The 18,448-nt window shown below is 60.7% G+C and carries 13 protein-coding genes; 3 read left to right on the plus strand and 10 right to left on the minus strand.

All coding sequences use genetic code 11. The features are described 5' to 3' along the window. Window positions 1-110 precede the first annotated feature (110 nt). From HWX91_RS18270 to HWX91_RS18295, 6 genes are all read right to left on the minus strand, one after another. Window positions 111-1,262, minus strand: coding sequence for an L-dopachrome tautomerase-related protein (locus HWX91_RS18270; protein WP_127837931.1), 1,152 nt, complete (start codon window positions 1,260-1,262; stop codon window positions 111-113). Between the two features lie 372 nt (window positions 1,263-1,634). Then, window positions 1,635-3,218, minus strand: coding sequence for an aldehyde dehydrogenase (NADP(+)) (locus HWX91_RS18275; RefSeq protein ID WP_028197592.1), 1,584 nt, complete (start codon window positions 3,216-3,218; stop codon window positions 1,635-1,637). 409 nt (window positions 3,219-3,627) lie between these two features. Then, window positions 3,628-4,545: a 5-dehydro-4-deoxyglucarate dehydratase gene (kdgD, locus tag HWX91_RS18280; protein ID WP_028197593.1), complete on the minus strand. Its 918-nt coding sequence runs from the start codon at window positions 4,543-4,545 to the stop codon at window positions 3,628-3,630. A 49-nt stretch (window positions 4,546-4,594) separates the two neighbouring features. Beyond that, a complete protein-coding gene (locus tag HWX91_RS18285; RefSeq protein ID WP_028197594.1) occupies window positions 4,595-5,563 on the minus strand; it encodes a 2-hydroxyacid dehydrogenase in 969 nt (322 codons plus the stop codon). Window positions 5,564-5,586: 23 nt separating this feature from the next. Then, window positions 5,587-6,990 (minus strand): sodium:solute symporter family protein, encoded by a 1,404-nt coding sequence (locus tag HWX91_RS18290; RefSeq protein ID WP_028197595.1) that lies wholly within the window; start codon window positions 6,988-6,990, stop codon window positions 5,587-5,589. 111 nt (window positions 6,991-7,101) lie between these two features. Continuing rightward, window positions 7,102-8,307 (minus strand): mandelate racemase/muconate lactonizing enzyme family protein, encoded by a 1,206-nt coding sequence (locus HWX91_RS18295; RefSeq protein ID WP_028197596.1) that lies wholly within the window; start codon window positions 8,305-8,307, stop codon window positions 7,102-7,104. Between the two features lie 109 nt (window positions 8,308-8,416). Here HWX91_RS18295 and HWX91_RS18300 point away from each other — a divergent pair, with 109 nt between their 5' ends. After that, window positions 8,417-9,127 carry a FadR/GntR family transcriptional regulator gene (locus tag HWX91_RS18300; RefSeq protein ID WP_042275563.1) on the plus strand — a complete coding sequence of 237 codons (711 nt, stop codon included), beginning with the start codon at window positions 8,417-8,419 and terminating at the stop codon, window positions 9,125-9,127. Between the two features lie 103 nt (window positions 9,128-9,230). Here the strand turns inward: HWX91_RS18300 and HWX91_RS18305 are convergent, their stop codons facing one another. The 4 genes from HWX91_RS18305 to HWX91_RS18320 form a co-directional block, all read right to left on the minus strand. Next, window positions 9,231-9,452, minus strand: coding sequence for a c-type cytochrome (locus HWX91_RS18305; RefSeq protein ID WP_081833137.1), 222 nt, complete (start codon window positions 9,450-9,452; stop codon window positions 9,231-9,233). 438 nt (window positions 9,453-9,890) lie between these two features. Continuing rightward, a complete protein-coding gene (locus HWX91_RS18310; protein ID WP_028199420.1) occupies window positions 9,891-11,075 on the minus strand; it encodes a porin in 1,185 nt (394 codons plus the stop codon). A gap of 61 nt (window positions 11,076-11,136) precedes the next feature. Continuing rightward, window positions 11,137-13,560, minus strand: coding sequence for a glycoside hydrolase family 31 protein (locus HWX91_RS18315; RefSeq protein WP_028199419.1), 2,424 nt, complete (start codon window positions 13,558-13,560; stop codon window positions 11,137-11,139). Window positions 13,561-13,579: 19 nt separating this feature from the next. Then, entirely contained in the window at window positions 13,580-14,866 is a 1,287-nt protein-coding gene (locus tag HWX91_RS18320; RefSeq protein WP_028199418.1) for an MFS transporter, read from the minus strand. Window positions 14,867-15,708: 842 nt separating this feature from the next. Here HWX91_RS18320 and HWX91_RS18325 point away from each other — a divergent pair. Next, window positions 15,709-16,056 carry a hypothetical protein gene (locus tag HWX91_RS18325; RefSeq protein ID WP_028199417.1) on the plus strand — a complete coding sequence of 116 codons (348 nt, stop codon included), beginning with the start codon at window positions 15,709-15,711 and terminating at the stop codon, window positions 16,054-16,056. Between the two features lie 358 nt (window positions 16,057-16,414). Next, window positions 16,415-18,409 carry an extracellular solute-binding protein gene (locus tag HWX91_RS18330; RefSeq protein WP_081833211.1) on the plus strand — a complete coding sequence of 665 codons (1,995 nt, stop codon included), beginning with the start codon at window positions 16,415-16,417 and terminating at the stop codon, window positions 18,407-18,409. Window positions 18,410-18,448: the final 39 nt, after the last annotated feature.

Raw genomic sequence — 18,448 nt, forward strand, 5'->3', positions numbered from 1 at the left:
AAAACTCGAGTGCGTGGGTCTGGCAGGGGGCACTGACGCTGTCCGGTGCGTCTGCAATGTCCGGTCAATCAGCGTCGCCAGCGATGTGTAACGAAACTGGACTGACGGAGTCAGCCAGTGATTGGGCCACCATATCGCTCGGGGAGCTTGACCCGGAAGATTTTGAATGGCCGCTGCACCATGTCGCGTCCATTCGGACCTTGGAGAAACTGGAGGTCAGGTACCTGTGACAACGGGATGTACAGGTAGCGATCCTTCGTTATGAAAAGCGCGTCGCCACCCCAGAGTCGATCGTCTTCCACGAGTGTTCGCACCGAGCCGTCAGGTGCGAGCACCGAAATCCGGGGACGTGCGGATTCCGCGAGGAAGATGTTGCCGGAACTGTCCATCGCCGTACCACCCAGCGTTGGCGTGTCATAAACGTACTCGACCTTTGAGGACAAGGTCTGCTCCGACACTGAGGAGTCGATCAGATATCGTGTCGGTACACGATAAAGCGGCCCGGAGGCAGGCTGATAGTAAAGCCACTGGTTATCGGGACTCAGTTCGATAGGATCGGCGTTGGTTACCTGCGGCGTTCCATCCGGGAGTGTGAGCCATTTCCCGCCTCGACCGATCTTCGGCCGTTTCGGATCGGCTTTCGTGGTCGGGTCATTCGCGAGCCGGTGCAGCTTCTGGCCAGTGTTCAGGTCAACGACGACGATCGAGCCCAGGCCTGACTCGGTCAGGTAGATATAGCCTCCGCCGATTCGCAGATCGTTCAGCGATGCCCCAGCTGGCAACAGGTCGTCGAACACGATGGTACTCACGACCTGGTCATTCCGGGTATCGATCTGGACAAGCTTCTGTGCGCCGCGTTGCACCGAAGTGGGGGAAAGCGGAAGCGAACCGGTATCCACGACCCAGAGATACGTGCCGTCAAAGCAGTGGGCGGTATTGACGCAGACAAACGCCCGGGTCGCATCCTTTCCTTCTCTCCAGTCATTCCAGCCACGCCCCGGGTAGGGACGCAGTTCACCATCCGGACGTATTTCGATAACTGACGGCGTCGATGTAAACCCGGGCCAGCGTGGCATCGCGGCGAACATGCGGCCGCTGCTGGTCAGGGTGACCGCGTTCCACAGATGCGTCGGTGATGTGGCAACCAGTTCGAGCGTGGGTTGGTTTTTTTCGTAACCCAGCGCGGGTAACGTGCCAAGTGCCGCGATCGCGGCGACGCCCTTCAACAGCGTACGGCGATACATGGGATTCTTCGTTGTCACCTCACTCTCCTTTGTTTTATGGACTGCTGGTGCTTGTTCAGGGCGATGCTGCAACCGGATGTTCTTGCCCTGAAGCTGTCGCGATTGTCTCGCCCGCTCAACTACCCAGTCAAACCAATCCTCATTGCTGTCTGACAGCACAGTAAATGGGCGTGAACTGCCGTTGTCGCCGGGCGCTGACGGGCGACGGTGGCATTGCCAACCGGCCGGCGTTACCTGCTCCCATCATCGTCACTGCCGCCGGGTTCACAGTGCCGGACAGCCTCCCTATCCGGAAAGGAGCTGGGCAGGTGGCGCGTGCCCGCTGCGCTGGCGGCGTATCTCCTGCGCAAGCCGCACGCGGAGCGCGGTTCGCTCCGCTGCGCGGTCCTGTCAGGCCCGGACAACTTCTCCATCACGTGTGCGCCAGAGTCCGAGCGGATTGGTGTCGATAAGGGCTTCTGGCAGCAGGTCAGCGGGGAGGTCCTGATAGCAGACCGGACGAAGGAAGCGTTCTATGGACGATGCGCCTACAGACGTGACCCGGCTGTCGGAAGTTGCCGGATACGGCCCGCCATGGACCATCGCGTACGACACTTCGACGCCGGTTGGAAATCCATTGACCAGGATGCGTCCCGCCTTGCGTTCAAGGACCGGAAGCAGTTGTCGCGCGAGGGCGGTATCGGCATTGTCAAGGTGAATGGTGGCCGTCAGCTGTCCGGCCAGATGTTCTGTCAATCCCAGAAGTTCGGCTTCGTTTGCACAACACACGATCGTCGACGCCGGACCGAATACTTCGTCCTCGACCGCCGGGGTCGAGAGGAAGGTTTGGGCATCGGTCGCGTAGAGTGCCGCACGAGCCTGATTCGGACCGGAAGTATCAAGGCCGTGGCCGGCGGCGCGAATGCCGGGGGTTGCAGCAAGCCTGGCGTTCCCGTCGAGCCATGCCTCGTGGATCCCCGGCGTCAGCATGGTTTGCGCCACACGGCTGGTGAGTTGTGCAGTGGCCGAATCGATGAACCGACGCAGAGCAGGACCATCGATGCCGATGACGAGTCCGGGATTGGTGCAGAACTGGCCCGCGCCCAGCACCAGCGAATCGATAAAGCCACGGGCGATTTCGTCGCTGCGTGCAGCGAGCGCAGCCGGCAACAGGAACACGGGGTTGATGCTGCTCATCTCGGCATAGACGGGGATCGGTTCACGACGCGCGGCGGCGACGCGCATCAGCGAAGTTCCACCGCTGCGCGAGCCTGTGAAACCAACGGCTTTTACCGCAGCGTGCGAAACCAGCGTCTCTCCCACAGAGGCGCCAGCGCCGATAACAAGCGAGAACACGCCATCCGGAAGATTCATGGCATCTGCGACCTGCTGAATGACGCGACCAACCATTTCCGCGGTACCCAGGTGCGCGCGGTGTGCCTTGACGATCACTGGGCAGCCTGCGGCGAGCGCGGCCGCAGTGTCGCCACCCGCGACGGAAAACGCGAGGGGAAAATTGCTTGCGCCGAAAACGACTACCGGACCCACAGGAATCTTCTGCATGCGAAGATCCGGCCGCGGGAGCGGCTTGCGTTCCGGCAGAGGCGAATCCAGTGTTGCGGAGAGCCACGCCCCCGAACGCACAACCTTCGCAAAGAGCTTCAGCTGACTGATCGTGCGGCCGCGTTCTCCTTCCAGGCGCTGCCTGGGCAATCCTGACTCCGCATGTGCCCGTTCAACAAGGGCGTCGCCGAGTTCGCCAATGCCGTCCGCAATGCCCTCAAGGAATGTTGCGCGCACTTCGAAGGGCAGATTACGGTATGCATCAAACGCCGAAGCAGCCAGTTCACACGCTTCATTGACCTGCGCAGCTGAGGCATTACCAAAGACAGGTGCAGGGATGGACTCGCCTTGAGCGGGATCGAAGGCTGTTATTCCTCCGTCCGCTCCCATGACCGTCCGGCGGCCAATCAATAGTTCTCCTGTGATTTTCATGAAAAAACTCCGTCTGAGGATAAGTTGAATCGAACCGGTTCAGTGTGCAAGATGCAGGGCATGGTCATTACGGCCGGGAATTCCTGAAAGCAGCGGCAACTATGCCTGCGTGGGCAGCGGGCGGACCACGATGACGCGCATGACTATCGACATGAAAGTGCATCGTTTCTTTGGCCACATGCACTATCTGGCTCTGGTCCGGTGCTCATGGCCGAATCCCCAACCCTCTTCCGGATAAACTGTCCGGCGCAGGAGGGCGGGTCTTCGTACATGCCCGTACAGCCCGTGGCTCAAAAGAGGCTCACCCTCCCGCTATCCCGGCCATGTCAGCCCGCGGAACAGGACGTCCGGTTGTCTGATGTTTCGCGCGGTGCCAGGTCTGATACCTCGCGGAGGTAACACGACCGGACTACTGCGGTCCGAGCGCCTTGATGAGGGCGTCGAGCTGCTCAAGCTCTTCGTTCGTGAGATCGGACAGCGGGGCACGTACCGGACCTGCATCATGGCCGACCAGCTTTGCGCCTGCCTTGACGATACTGACGGCATAGCCGGCGACGCGGTTGCGGATTTTCAGGTAGGGGAGAAAGAACGAGTCGATCAGTTTGCCCACCGTCTCGTGGTCATCCGACGCGATTGCGCCATAGAACTCCATCGCCGTGCGCGGGATAAAGTTGAATACTGCCGAGCTGTAGACGGGTACGCCGAGCGCCTTGTATGCGGCTGCGTAAACTTCAGCGGTCGGCAGTCCTCCGAGATACGAGAAGCGATCGCCAAGGCGGCGCCTGATGGTGACCATGTTCTCGATTTCGCCGACACCATCCTTGAAACCGATCAGGTTCGGGCATGCATCCGCAAGACGTTCAAGAACGTCGGCATTGAACCGCGAGTTTGCCCGGTTGTAGACGATCACGCCGATATTCTTCACCGATCGGCAGACCTCTTCCACATGCGCAGCGATCCCGTCGGGGCTTGCTTCGGTCAGATAGTGCGGCATCAGCAGGATGCCATTCGCGCCGAGCCGCTGCGCTTCCTGAGCGTATTCAATCGCCACCCGCGTCGGACCACCCGCGCCGGCGATGATGGGAACCTTGCCCCTGCAGGTCTCGGTTGCCACGCGAATGACATTCGAGTAATCATTTTTGGTCAAGGAAAAAAATTCGCCCGTGCCACCTGCGGCAAAAAGCGCCGTCGCGCCATAGGGGGCGAGCCATTCCAGACGTCCGGCGTAGGTCCCGGGGCGGAATTCTCCAGCGGCGTCGAAGTCAGTGACGGGAAATGAAAGCAGCCCGTCCGAGACGATCTGTTTGAGTTCCTGGGGTGTGGTCATGGTTTATCTCCTGTAGCGAGTCAAATCAAGGGGAAAAGTGCGGCTTCGGTCAGCGCACGGGTGATAGCAAGGGGCGACCCGCCGCGAACGCCGCAATATTGGCGAGGACCAGCTGCGTCATCGCCTCACGGGTTTCGCTCGTGCCACTTCCGATATGCGGGGTGAGTACAACGTTGTCGAGCGAAAAGAGTGCCGATGGAACTTCTGGCTCGTGTTCAAACACATCAAGCGCTGCGCCGCGGATGGCTCCCTGTTCCAGTGCGCTCACGAGTGCCGCTTCGTCGACAACGGATCCTCTGGCGACATTGACGAGCATTCCGTCGGGGCCGAGTGCCTGAAGCACAGTGGTATCAACGACATGGTGTGTTGCGGTTCCGCCAGGCAATGAGAGAATGAGCACGTCGGCGTCACGCGCCAGACCGACGAGTGACGGGTACCAGAGGTATGGGACATCGTTCTTGCGCGTCGGACCGTAATAGGCGACCCGCATTCCGCATGCCGTTACACGCTTTGCGATCTCCCGGCCGATGCCGCCAAACCCAACGATTCCGCACACCTTTCCTCCGAGCTTGGTGCCAAGAATCTTTCGCCCCGCTGTCCATTCGCCCGCCCGAACCAGCCGGTCCGATTGCACGATGCGTCTCGCCAATGCGAGGAGCAGGCCCAACGCTGTATCGGCAACGCACTCGTTAAGCACGTCGGGCGTGTTGGTGACCACGATGCCGCGGGCACGCGCCGCATCAAGATCAATTGGATCCGTGCCGACGCCAAAGCTTGCAATGAGCCGCAGGTTGGGAAGCTGGTTCATGAGCGCCTCATCTGCACCGAAAATTCCGCTCGTTGCGAGCACGTCGACGCTCGGGCCGTGTGTCTGCAGGAAAGCAGTCTGGTCAGGCTCCAGCCAGAGTTTGCGCGTTTCGTAAAGCGCATCCAGCCCCGATACGAGATCGGGCGAAAGCGGCCCCGCGACAAGTACGTGGAGGGCCTGGGAATGTGCCTGAGGTGGGGATGAATGCATGGCTATAGCGACGGGTCCTGATGTTACGGGTGACGGGCGGTTACTGCCGGCGTTTCACGGCTACGGGACTTGAAAACATGGCTGATGGCCATGGCGGCAACGGGCGCGGCAAGGGAAAAATACGAACTGTCGATTCCGAACGGATTGCCGGCGAGGAACCACGTGACCGTGATGACGATCGACAGGATGATGCCGGTCAGTGCGCCGCGAGTCGTACCAAACCGCGGCGCGTAGAAGCACAGCAGAATCAGAACCGCAAGCGTGGCACGCAGCGACTTTCCAAGGAACGCGATCAGGAGAATCTTGCTTGCGAACAGTGCGAGCACGAGCGGTATGAGGCCGATGACGATGGTGGCAATACGGATGAACCGTAGTGATCCCCGATCGGCGGAAGAGCGTTTAAAGAATGGCTCGTAAAAGTCACGCAGCAGGAGGGTACTGGACGCGATCGTGCTGGCAGAAATGCCGCCAAAGAGTGCGCCAGCCAGGCCGATGACAACGATGCTCGCAGCGAATGGCGGCATGTGCGCGATTATCGACGGGAAGGCATCAACCGACCTGATCGAGGGATAAAGAAGCGCGCTGCACACACCGATGAGCGCCACGATGATGCCAAACGGGATCATCAACGTGGCGACGTAGTAGCAGGCGCGTCGTGCGCCGCGCTCATCCGGGGTCGTGACAACCCCTTGGATCACATACTGTGTCGCGAAGATGGATCCGATGCCGGCGATCATCCACGCGACGATCTGCGATACCCCGACTCCAGAGACATCGAACATCCGGGCTGGCAACATGGCCTGCAGATGCGCATAGCCACCTGCCTGCGTCAGTGCGAAGGCGAGAGCAAGCACAATCCCCAGGTATTTGATGACAGCATTCAGGGTGTTCGTATAGACAACTGATCGAAAGCCGCCGACGGTCACAAAGAAGATCGCGACCAGACCCACGATCACCGTCGCAATTCCATGCCCGATTCCGAGAACCGTGCCGAGCACCGCGCCACCGGCAGCGTACAGTGCCACCGCAACGACGTTCAGTGAAAAGATCGTCAGAGCCGACGCCGCGTAACGGACACCTCGGCCGTAGGTCTGTTCAAGAATTGCAGAGATGGTGTTCAGTCCGGTGCGCCGGTAGCGGCCAACAAGGAGCAAACCCAGCAACAGAAAGCCGATCGCCAGCGCCACGAGATTCCACGCTGCCGATATCCCCTCCTCAAAGCCCTTTTGCGCGGTCCCGATACTCACGGAACTTCCAATGAACTCGGACAGCATCAGGGCGGAGATCAGAATGGGGGAGAAGGGCTTGCCGCCCGTCGTGAATCCGGTGCTGGTAGATGCCTGTCGGCGCACGCTATAGCCGATAAATGCGACGACAGCGAAATAGAGTGCGGTGACTCCGACCACAATTGTTACCCTCGATAGCATGTCCTGTCTCCTGAATGAATTCCTGTTGGCGTTGCTGCCGCTTGTTGATCAGCGATTCTGGCGATCGCCTGTGTGCCGCGTGGGGCTGCCACCCCATTCCCGCAGACAAGGTTATCGGGGCTTCCCGCTTTCCCGTACGACTGCGCCCGCAATCTTCCTGACATGTGGCAGGAGCGCAGTACCCAATCCAGGCCGGGTCGGTGCCAAGGCTATACCTTCCTGAATCACGGGCAGGTGGTCGACGAGGTCCGCATACCAGGTTGCGAGTGACGCACGGACCACTTCCTGGAAAATTGCGGTGGGGGCATGCAGCGCCAGATGCAGACCTGCCATGAGGGCGACGGGGCCGGTGCAGTCGTGCGGCGCCAGCGGACGGGCATGTGTTTCTGCGAGCGCGGCGATCTTGCGTCCTTCACTCAGTCCGCCGCACCAGGTCAGGTCGAGCATGACGAAATCGATTGCGTCGGCGCAGAGCATTTCGTGAAACCTCCTGGTGCCGGCGAGATTTTCGCCGCCGCAGATCGGTGCGCGAGTCTGCCGCCGCAGATCGGCAACCGCAGGAATGTTGTCCATCTTCGCGATCGGGTCTTCGACCCACAGGACCCCGTAGTCCGCCAGTGCATTGCAGATACGCGCGGCGGCATGGGTGCCCCACAGGCTGTGCAGTTCGCACATGATCTCAATGCGCTGACCGACCGCTGCGCGAATCTTCCGGAAGGGCTCCAGGCCATCTTTCAGGTCAGTGAGGCTGATGTGGTGCGGCGTGATCGACGCGAAATCATCGAATGGCCAGATCTTCATCGCGGCATACCCTTCGGCCACGAGGCTTTCCGCCAGTACACCGGCATCGCGCATGAAGGCGACCTGATCGTCGTACGGTCCTGTGCTCAACTCAGCAGATCCGATGGACCGGCGGCCGCCCAGTGACGTATTGAAGTCGTAACCAGCGCAGGTGTTGTAGACGGGGACGCGATCGCGTGCCGCGCCCCCGAGGGCGACATGCAACGGAACGCCCGCGCGCTGGCCCGCCAGATCCCAGAGAGCGATGTCGACTGCGCTGGCAGCACGCACCTCTGCACTGCTGCTGCCGAAGCCCACATACGGATTCAGTAACTCACTGGAAATCGAGGTGATGTTTTCCGCTGCCCGCCCGATGATTGCCGGAGCAGTCTGCTCGTGAAGAACCGCCTCTACAGCCTGGGCGCCGCGAAAGGTTTCGCCGAGACCCGTGAGACCGTCCTCCGTTTCAACTTCAACCCAGATGAGCTTCGGGCGTTCGGGCAGTCGGATGGTACGCAGGGCGGTAATTCGAGGCATGACAGTATGAGCAACATTTCAGGACGGATGCGCGGATTCTGTCGTCGCCTCTGTATCCAGTCAAACTTATTTGCTATGCTGTCTGACAGCTTGTCCTGGAGGAAATGCCATGTATTCGATCCGCACGTCGCCGAATGTTCCCAGTCATACGCGGGACGAATATGCCTACGATCAGTTGCTTGCGCTGTTAAGCGATCCGGAATTCGTTCCTCACACGAAGCTGCCGGCGGAACAGACGCTGGCCGAGCGCTTCGGCGTCTCACGACCGATGCTGCGGCAGGCGCTATCCCGTTTGCGATCGGAAGGCCGGATCTATTCGAGAAAGGGCTCCGGTAATTATGTGAATGACGGCATCGCCGCCTCCCAGGCCCTGGCTTTCTCGACGTTGGCCAGCATTCCCGACGTGAAGAGCTTTCTCGAATTCCGGCGCAGCCTCGAAGGTGAATGTGCGGCCAGTGCGGCACAGGCCTCTGACCGGGTGGCTTTTGCAAGGCTGCGCAAGGCGCATCAAAGGCTCGAGCAGGCAATTGCCGCTGGAGAAGCGGGGACGGAACAGGACATCGCGTTCCATATGGCGGTGGCCCAGGCGACGGGCAACCGCTTCTTCGCCCATACACTCGCGGCATTGTCCGAGCAGATGAACTTCGGCATCCGTCTGGTCAGGGATCTGGCAGGCCGCCCGCTTGACGTTCGTCGACAGGAGGTGGTGCGAGAGCACGCGCATATCCTCGCCGCCATTGATGCCGGGGACATTGATGGTGCCCGCACGGCCATGCGGGCTCATATCGACGGGGGCATTGCAAGGCTTTTCGGCCAGTAGCGCAAAGCGTTTTCTGCCGCCTGGTCTTTCGCATGCCTGCCCGGCGCGCCGTCGAGATCTGCGTTCGTGGGCGGACGGAATGCCATCGGCCATGGCAGGGACATCAGGAGTGCGGGCGCACAATGATGAGCTGCGGACGCGCGCTGAGCGCCTTGCGCGCCTTCGTCACCTCGTTAGTGGTGGCAGCTGGCGCAGCGTTGCCCCACGAATTGAGCACATAGGTCACGACGGCCGCCACCTGCGTATCGGAGAGCTTCCATGCGAACGAGGGCGGGTTTGATCGGGATGAGCCGCCGCGCGGCGAGCGCGATCGTGGGGGCCGCATGCGGCCTCCACCTGGCCAGGTCTTTCGGGGATGAGTTCAGCTGCTATGGCCGGGGCGGCGACGGAGTCACTCTACAGAAAGGCGCACGAGGTGTTCGATACCGCGATCGACTTCATATCAGGATCGGGTAAAATTAATCGGTGACTGCCAGTAGCGGGCGGTCAAGGTGCCGTGCGACGCTTAATTTGGCCCTAATTATGTTCGGGGTCGGCATATAGAGGCTGTCGCGGGCGTTTTTGAGTATGGGTACGAGTATGGGTAGGCGAAGCGCTATTTGCGCGGAAGCCCGTGGCACAAGACCCTGCGGGGGGATCCTGGATCCCTCCGTCTCCGCCAGCAATGGCGGCAAACCCCGCAGAGTCTCGGCTCTGCGGGGTTTTGTTTTTTCCGCTCCAGAATTTCCCTCACTCTGAAGCGGCACTCAAGCCGCCGTCGACGTCAAAACGCGTGCCGCAGCCCCACCATGCCGACGAATTGCGACGGGCCCGACGACGGCGTCGTATTCTGCGAGTCGCCGACAACAGCCACGGCGTCAGTAATGCCCGTCCTGGTACCCGCCGACACCAGCGTCTTGCCACTCGCGTGCTGATACGCCTCAAGCGCATATATCGTGGTACGGGTGGAGAGGTTGTACGTCTGCTCGAGCGAGATCTGGTGATAGCGCGCGGCATCGTCGATGCCATTCGCCTTGCTCGCCTGTGTGTAGCTATAGCCCGCACCGACAGTCACAGCAGGCGTGATCCTGTACGTGGAAATCACGCCGTACGTATTGAACACACCCTCGCCGGTGAACAGCGAAGCGGAGCCCGGCGTGTATTGCACGTTCGAATAGTTGACACCGACCATCAGGTCCTGGTGGGTGTAGCGAGCCGCCGCGGCAAAAAGCTGCGCGCTGCGCGCCGTCGCATAGCCGCTGTTGATCGGCGAATTGACGGCATAAGTGCCGAGCGCCTGGCTCGTCGCGATGTCTTTCAATTTCACATAGCCCACCGCGATCGCAAACGGCTGGTAGTCGTAGCGCGCCGCTGCGCTGAACTGGCTGCCGCTGGCCACGCTGCCCGGCACGCCGCCCAGACCGTACTGCGCGCTGAATTGCAAACCGGCAAGGTTCGGCGACAGGTAGGTTACCGAATTGTTGAGGCGCAACGTGGTGTCGAGTGCGTCGAGATCGCCGGGGTGAGCGCCTGTAGCACCCGTTAGTACACCTGTTGGTCCAAGTGCGCCAACCATCTGGAAGTAAGGTGTGTACTGGCGGCCGAGCGTCACCGTCCCGTACTTGTCATTGCTCAGTCCGACATACGCCTGACGATTGAAAATGTAGCCTGAGCTGCTTTGTGCGCCAGTCAGCGAGTTGAAGCCGCTTTCGAGCCGGAAAATCGCCTTGGTGCCGGCGCCAAGATCTTCCGCGCCGAGCAGGCCGAACTTGCTTGCCTGCAAGTTGCCCTGACTCATATAGAAGTTGGAGTGTCCCTTCTGGTTGCTCGCGTAGGCGAAGGCGTTATCGACGATGCCGTACAACGTCACGCTACTTTGCGCTGACGCGCCGTTCGACAGCACGGTGCCCGCCAACGGCAGGCACGAGAGGACGAGTGCGCGTGTACGCGCGCGCTTCAATGCGTTCATGGCTAACAGGTCTCCGGATTGGATATGGGTGTTGCACTACAGGTCGGTGATGCATGCGTGACTAGTGGGCGATGGAAATTGTCAGACATCGCCAGCCGTCAGCCGTGTGCTCGGATACCAGCTTGCCGTCGGTGCAAACGGCCTCACGCACGTCGCTTGCCGGCACGAACAACCGGACTTCTTGCTGCGGCTGCTGAATCCAGCCTTCTCGCGCGACTGAAACGCGCAAGGTGCTCGCGTCGCTTGTAATCGCTACATTCCAGCGGCCTTGCTCGCCCGTGCGCCAGGCTTCGCTTTCACCGTCGTCTTCGACGCAACCGCCGCGAGCGGTGCCCGTGCCGATGTGCGGCACAGCGATGAATGCACGTTCATCGGCGGGGCGGCCAAAGTGCTGTTCAGCGATGTTCAACGGAATCACGCTGCCTTCGCGCAGCAATGTCACCGGCTGTTCGAATGGAGCCGGCAGGTTCACCGTCTGACCGCCGTCGAACACCTCACCGCTCCAGTACGACACCCAATGCGTGCCGGCCGGCAGATAAACGTCGCGCGTCGATTGACCCGCCTCGACCACCGGTGCAACCAGCATCGACGAACCCAGCATCATGTCGTCGCCGTCGACGAGACAGCGCGGATCGTGCGGGAACTCGGCGAACATCGGACGCAATACCGGTTCATAGGCACTGTGCGATTGCCACAGCAACTCATACAGGTAGGGAATCAGCCGGTAGCGCAGTTTGATCAGATCCGCCACCTGTCGCGTGACTTCGGGGTGCATCCAGGGTTCGTTGACCGTGCCGTCGTCGTTCCATGAATGAATGCTGAAACGCGGCAGGAAGATGCCGAAGGCGACCCAGCGGGCGAGCAACTCCGGGCCTGGCGCCGGACCCGAGAATCCGCCGATATCGTGGCCGCTGTTCGACACGCCGGACATGGCTAGCCCAAGGCCCATCTTCAGATTGAAGCGCAGCGTTTCCCACGACGTGTAGTTGTCGCCGGACCATGTCTGCACATAGCGTTGCATGCCGACCCCGCCTGAGCGGGACACGAGGAACGGGCGACGCTCGGGCGCATGTTCGCGCTGCGCGTCGTGCGAGGCGCGCATCATCAACTGCGTTTGCAGCACCTTTGCCTCGCGTGCCGGATACGGTTGGCCGAAGCCCTGAGCGATCCCGTCGGGCGACCAGATTTCGAATTCGTTGTTGTCGTTCCAGGTTGCCGCGATGCCGTACTTCAACAGACTGTCTTTCACGCGAGCTTTCCACCAGTCGATGGTGGCGGGGTTCGTAAAATCCAGATATGCGCCCACTTCGTCCCAGAACTGCACCCATGCCGGATCGCCGTTGCGCGATGCGATCAGCAGGCCGGCGCGTGCCACTTCGTCGAAGGCCGGATGATCCTGTAACAGACAGGGTTTGATGTTCGCGCACAGACGAACGCCATGCCCGAGATAGCTCTGCACGAAGCCGTCGATATCGGGAAACTTCGTGTGGTTCCAGTTGAACACATAACGCTTCGCGCCGATCGACGTATAGCCCGACGACAAATGGAATGAATCGCACAGCACGTCGTGCTCGCGGCAGCGCTCGATGAATTCGCCCATTCGCTGCTGGGCGTCGGGCGCGTCGGTGTAGCTCATCGTCGAGCCGGAGTAGCCAAGGCCCCATTTCGGCATCCAGGCCGGGCGCCCGGTCAGCCACGTAAAGCGGCGCACCGCGTGAAGGGGCGTACCCGCAGACGCGATGAAGTAATAGTCGAGGTCGCCGTGTTCGGCGACGAAGTGCCGGTAGTGACCGTGATAGTTGTCGAGCTCGCGGCCCATGTCGAAGCGGCAATCGGCGAGCGTGTCGTAGAACAGGCCGAATCCTGTCGACGTTTGCGACTGCCACGTGACGTAGAACGGGATGTGCTTGTAGAGCGGATCCGTGGTGCGCGCGCTATAGCCCATCGCGTCGATGTTGCGCATTTCGTAGGCCTGGTCCGCACGGTTGAGTGAACCGGCGCGCTCTCCGAGGCCCACATACATTTCGTCCTTGCGACGCTCAATGTAGTGATACGCGCGCGCGTCCCACCAGCCGAAGTTGTACGCCTGGGTCTTGCGATCGCTCATCACGCGATGCCACGCCGCGTCGTGCAGGATGTCCCATGCGCAGAATCCGCCGTTCAGTGTGACGGTCAAACGCACGCGTGCCGTTTCAATGACAACCTGCTCGGCGTCGGCCGCCAGCTCGAAGCGAGGCGGCGTGAAACCGCTTACGTCCCGGCGTTCGCGTCCTTCGAGCGGAACGTCGTCGGCGCCCGGCGCGATGGACCATGTCCGCGGGCCGTGCATTTCGCCATCCGGCAACACGAGTACACGGACGATGTCGTCGGCGAGAACGAACAACTCAATCCGGCAGTTTTCCTGCGCGGCGAGAACGATGTGATTGCCGGCATGGGAGGCCACCGAAAAGCGCGGTGGATGTTTCAGATTCGTCAATGAACGCATGATGGGTCTTCGAGTGAGGTCACGCAGCGGGGCTGGCATGGTTGTCGACTTGATGCGGACGCGCTTCGCGAGTGACGCCGCGCATCAGAATGATCAGCAAGGTGGCGCCGATCAGGTCGAACGCGCCGAGGGCGCCGAATAGTGGCGTGTAGCCGATCGAATCGGCCAGTGCGCCGACCAGCAGCGAAAAGCCCAGGCCGCCGATCCACGCCGACATCCCGGCAAATCCGGCGACCGTGCCGACTTCGCTGGGGTCGAACACGTCGGCTGCCAGGGTGTTGACGAGCGCCGAGATCATCTGATGCGCGAAGCCGCCCACGCAGAACAGCGCGATTGCCTGGTATGGCGAGGCGACGAGTCCGATGCAGGCGGGTCCGAGCATCATGAAAGCGCCGAGCACCACGCCTGCGATTCGTGAGGCGATCAGCGGCATGCGGAAATGCTTCATCAGGAACGGCGACAGGTAGCCGCCGAAAAGTCCGCCGAGGTCGGCGGCCAGAAACGGCAGCCATGCGAACAGCGCGATCTGCTTCAGATCCATGTGGCGTTGCGTCGCGAGGTAAAGGGGGATCCAGAAACTGAAGGTTTGCCACGCGGGTTCCGCGAAGAAACGCGCCTGTGCGATCGCCCAGAAGCGGCGCGTACGCAGGACTTCGCGGATGCTGCGTCGCTGCGGCGCGCCCGGTGTTTGTCCGCTGACAATCGTCTCGCGCTCGGCCTCGCCAATGCGCGGGTGATCGCTCGGCGAGCGGTACAGCACATACCAGACGGCGGCCCAGACGAAGCCGAGCGCGCCGGTCACCGCGAATGCGCTTTGCCAGCCGTATCTCAGCGACAGGAAGACGACGAGAGGCGGAGCGAGCAGCGAACCGAGCGACGTGCCCGCATTGAAGTAACCCACCGCCACGGACTTCTCGCGATTGGGAAACCACTCCGCGACCACTTTCATGCCTGCCGGAATGGCGACGGCCTCGCTCAGCCCCATGAGTCCGCGCAAGGCCGCGAGCGAAAGCCAGCCGCTCGCGAAGCCGTGCAGGACGCCCGTCAACGACCAAAGGCAGGCAAACAGCGCAAAGCCCAGGCGCAGGCCGATCAGATCGATGACGAGGCCGCATACCGGCTGCATGATCGTATAGCCGACCTGGAATGCGCCAACCACGTACGAGTACTGCTTGGTGCTCATGTGCAACAGCTGCGTCAATTGAGGCGCCATTACACCGAGGGCGTTGCGCGACAGATAGTTGACGATCGTCCCGGCACACACGAGCGCGATGATCCACCAGCGCAAACCAATGATTGTTTTCAAAATCGTCTCCGTACCCAATGTGTCCGCTGACTGGCCGCTGACGGCAGGCATGCGCGAATTCGAACATTTAGCTTCGTTTAGTGTCAGTCATCGTATCACTGCTTGAGCGTCGGTGCACCAGGGAAAACCATGGATTAAGTGGTTGAGTTTCTTGAAATATCTATTGAATTGGGCTTTTTGTGGCAGGTCATGGCAGCGCTGAAGTCGGACGACAGATGGCTTGTGGAAATTGTAAAAATGTTCTTTCGAACATCAAATGTTCGTTTTGGTGACTGTGCGGGACAGCGCGGCAGGGCGTTGTAGCAATCGCGGAGGGGAGTAGCTGGGGCGCCCAGGCGCTTTGCAACCCATCTGGTCTTGGAAGGCGAAGGCGCACGTTCATGAGTCGGACTTGTGCGAACGTGCAGGAAGGGTACGGCGACCGGTAGGGGACGGGTTCCGGCGTTCATCTGGGCTTGTTACGTACCGCAAAAAATAATTCGATATCCTACCGATTGGGGTGCTTCGGCAGTCCGCACCTGCAAAGTGATCCAGATGCCGGCGGCCGGATGGACTGGCGCAGGTGGGAACAGTAGCCAGGATTGCCTCGCAGCGGTGAAGGCAGAGAGGGTATGAGCCAGGCGCATTTACCAACAGATGGGCGCTTAACAGCGAGACGGCAGTGAGGCGGTTCGATTACGCCGCCACGACTTTTTCACCAAACCTTTGTCCAATGTAACGAGACGTAACGAGGCTGCTAGCGGCGCGATGTTATGCATCAGTTATTACAAAGTTGAAATACGCGGACGGCTGCCTTGCGCTATATTTCGGCCAACAACACACATTCTTCAAAAGGGTGATCAATGAAGTCCGCACGTATTGTTCCGCTTCTGATCGGGGTTCTCGGGTTGGCTGCGTCGGGTGCTGCAATGGCCGGCGGTCTGAGCGTCGGCGTCAACATCGGTATCCCCGCGCCGGTCTACGTCGCTCCCGCTCCGGTTTATGCACCGCCGCCGCCGCCTCCGCCGCCTGTTGTCTACCAACCGGCTCCTGTGTACTACGGTGGCCCGGCGATCGTGATCGGCTGGCACGGCGACCGCTACTGGGATGGCCGCCGCTACTGGGCGCGTGACGACTGGTACCGCCATCATCCCCCGGGCCGCTACGACTACCGCCGTGATCACTACGACAATCGTCGCGGCTGGCATTGAGCCATTAGTAAGCTGGAGTCGACGCGATTGCCGTGTCAAAAAAACCGCCCGTCCCGGGCGGTTTTTTTATTGCACTCGCGAAACCTGTATACCGAGCCGAAAGTGCGCGTTGAACATTGCAGACGCGGTGCCTCGTGCCTGCTCAGTCGGCTATGGTCGCGATGCCACAACCAACCGAACAGTTCGACGGCAGGCCGGTCGGCAGGATCGGTTTACCAGCGACGAAGCCCATGAATTCTCCCAGTGAGGTTTGCTTACCACGCACCTGAACGCCGCGGCGATGAGATGTGCGGATTGCGCAGCTTTATTGGGTAGAATCCTTTCACATTGCTATTGCCCACTGACTAACAAGGCCCTTATGACAACTGGCTCGCGATGGGTTCAAACGCCTCGTGCACTTTGGTGCCGTGTGATTCACAGGCTATCGCGTGTCGGTGTACCGGTTGTGGCGCGGCTTGTGCCGCGGGTTGTGCCTCACACCTGGCGCGACGCATGCGCCGCCGCGCTGTGCGGTGGGTTCGTCCTGGCCGGTCTGCTCGCGGCACCCGCGGCCCACGCGGTTTATGCGATCGCCCAATATGGCGAACCGAAATATCCCGCGGGTTTCAAACACTTCGACTACGTCAACCCGGATGCCCCCAAAGGCGGCACGCTGGTGATGGCCAATCCGAACCGGCTCACCAGCTTCGACAAATTCAACCCATTCACGCTGCGCGGCAATCCGGCCCCGGGCCTCGACATGCTGTTCGAAAGCCTGACCATCGGCAGCAGCGACGAAGTGGCCAGCGCCTACGGCTTGCTCGCCGACGACATCAATATCGCGCGCGACGGCCTCTCGACCACTTTCCATATTAATCCGCGCGCACGTTTTTCGAACGGCGATCCGGTTACCGCCGACGACGTCAAGTTTTCGCTCGACACATTGAAGAGCCCACAGGCCGCGCCGCAGTTCGCATCGATCTTCGGCGAGATCACGCGCGCGGTAGTCGTGGACCCGCACACGATCCGCTTCGAGTTTCATCAACGCAATCGCGAGTTGCCGCTGCTGGTGGGCAGCATGCCGGTGTTCTCGCGCAAGTGGGGCATGAAACCGGACGGCAGCCGGATTGGGTTCGATCAATTGGCCTTTGAAAAACCGATTGGCAGCGGACCTTATCTGATCGATCAGTACGACAACGGCCGCACGATTACGTATCGGCGCAATCCGAATTATTGGGGGGCGACGTTGCCGGTGCGGGTCGGCACCAATAATTTCGATCGGATCGTCTATAAACTGTATTCGGATAACGTCGCGCGGTTGGAAGCGTTCAAGGCGGGCGAATACGATGCAATGGTCGAATACATCGCACGTAATTGGGTGCGGCGCGACGTCGGCAAGAAATTCGATAGTGGCGAGTTGATCAAGCGCGAATTTCCGCAGCATAACGGCACCGGCATGCAGGGGTTCATCCTTAATCTGCGCCGGCCGTTGTTCCAGGACGTGAGAGTGCGTAAGGCGCTCGATCTCGCATTCGATTTTCAGTGGTTGAACCGCCAGTTGTTCTTCAATCAGTACACGCGTATCGACAGTTTCTTCGCTAATACGGATCTGCAGGCGAAGGGCCTGCCTTCGCCGGGTGAACTCGCGCTTCTCGATCCGTGGCGCGCGAAACTCGATCCGGCGGTGTTCGGTCCTCCGCCGAAGCAGCCGGACACCGATCCGCCGGGTTCGCTGCGCGCCAACCTCTTGCAGGCACGCGCGCTGTTGCAGCAGGCCGGGTGGACCTATCGCGACAACGCGTTGCGCAACGCCCAGGGTCAGCCATTCGAATTCGAAATTCTCGATGACTCCAGCTCCGAAGCGGCGATGTCGCCGATCGTCGCGACGTACATTCGCAACCTGCAAAAGCTCGGCATCAAGGCAACGTTTCGCGTATCCGATTTCGCGGTCTATCAGAAGCGACTCGACGCATTCGACTTCGACACGACTACGATTCGCATGCCGGACGTGCAGGTGCCCGGTTCGGAGCAGATCGAACGATTCGGCAGCAAGGCTGCCGACACGCCAGGCTCGGACAACATAATCGGACTCAAGTCGCCGGCAGTCGACGCGATCCTGAAAGCGCTGGTGCATGCGCAGACGCTGGAGCAACTGGTCGACGCAACGCATGCGCTCGACCGCGTGCTGATGCATGGCTACTATGTGATTCCACAGTGGTACAGCGCCACGCACCGGATCGCCTTCAAACGCGGTCTCGCATGGCCCAAAACCTTGCCTCTGTACTATGGCGCGGAAGGCTGGATCACGACGATGTGGTGGTATGCACAGCCGCAACCGCCGCAATCGCCGCAACCGCAACCTGAGGCGCATTGACGCGTCATTCATTCACTGCCTTCGCACCGGAACCGACGC

It is taken from the genome of Paraburkholderia fungorum, from assembly GCF_902833645.1.
GTDB lineage: Bacteria > Pseudomonadota > Gammaproteobacteria > Burkholderiales > Burkholderiaceae > Paraburkholderia > Paraburkholderia fungorum.

Coding starts and splice junctions, on each gene's coding strand:
- HWX91_RS18315 (WP_028199419.1), bottom strand. CDS start 13,560: ATGCGTTCATTGACGAATCTGAAACATCCACCGCGCTTTTCGGTGGCC.
- HWX91_RS18285 (WP_028197594.1), bottom strand. CDS start 5,563: ATGCATTCATCCCCACCTCAGGCACATTCCCAGGCCCTCCACGTACTT.
- HWX91_RS18275 (WP_028197592.1), bottom strand. CDS start 3,218: ATGAAAATCACAGGAGAACTATTGATTGGCCGCCGGACGGTCATGGGA.
- HWX91_RS18290 (WP_028197595.1), bottom strand. CDS start 6,990: ATGCTATCGAGGGTAACAATTGTGGTCGGAGTCACCGCACTCTATTTC.
- HWX91_RS18295 (WP_028197596.1), bottom strand. CDS start 8,307: ATGCCTCGAATTACCGCCCTGCGTACCATCCGACTGCCCGAACGCCCG.
- HWX91_RS18330 (WP_081833211.1), top strand. CDS start 16,415: ATGACAACTGGCTCGCGATGGGTTCAAACGCCTCGTGCACTTTGGTGC.
- HWX91_RS18300 (WP_042275563.1), top strand. CDS start 8,417: ATGTATTCGATCCGCACGTCGCCGAATGTTCCCAGTCATACGCGGGAC.
- HWX91_RS18305 (WP_081833137.1), bottom strand. CDS start 9,452: ATGCGGCCCCCACGATCGCGCTCGCCGCGCGGCGGCTCATCCCGATCA.
- HWX91_RS18325 (WP_028199417.1), top strand. CDS start 15,709: ATGAAGTCCGCACGTATTGTTCCGCTTCTGATCGGGGTTCTCGGGTTG.
- kdgD (WP_028197593.1), bottom strand. CDS start 4,545: ATGACCACACCCCAGGAACTCAAACAGATCGTCTCGGACGGGCTGCTT.
- HWX91_RS18310 (WP_028199420.1), bottom strand. CDS start 11,075: ATGAACGCATTGAAGCGCGCGCGTACACGCGCACTCGTCCTCTCGTGC.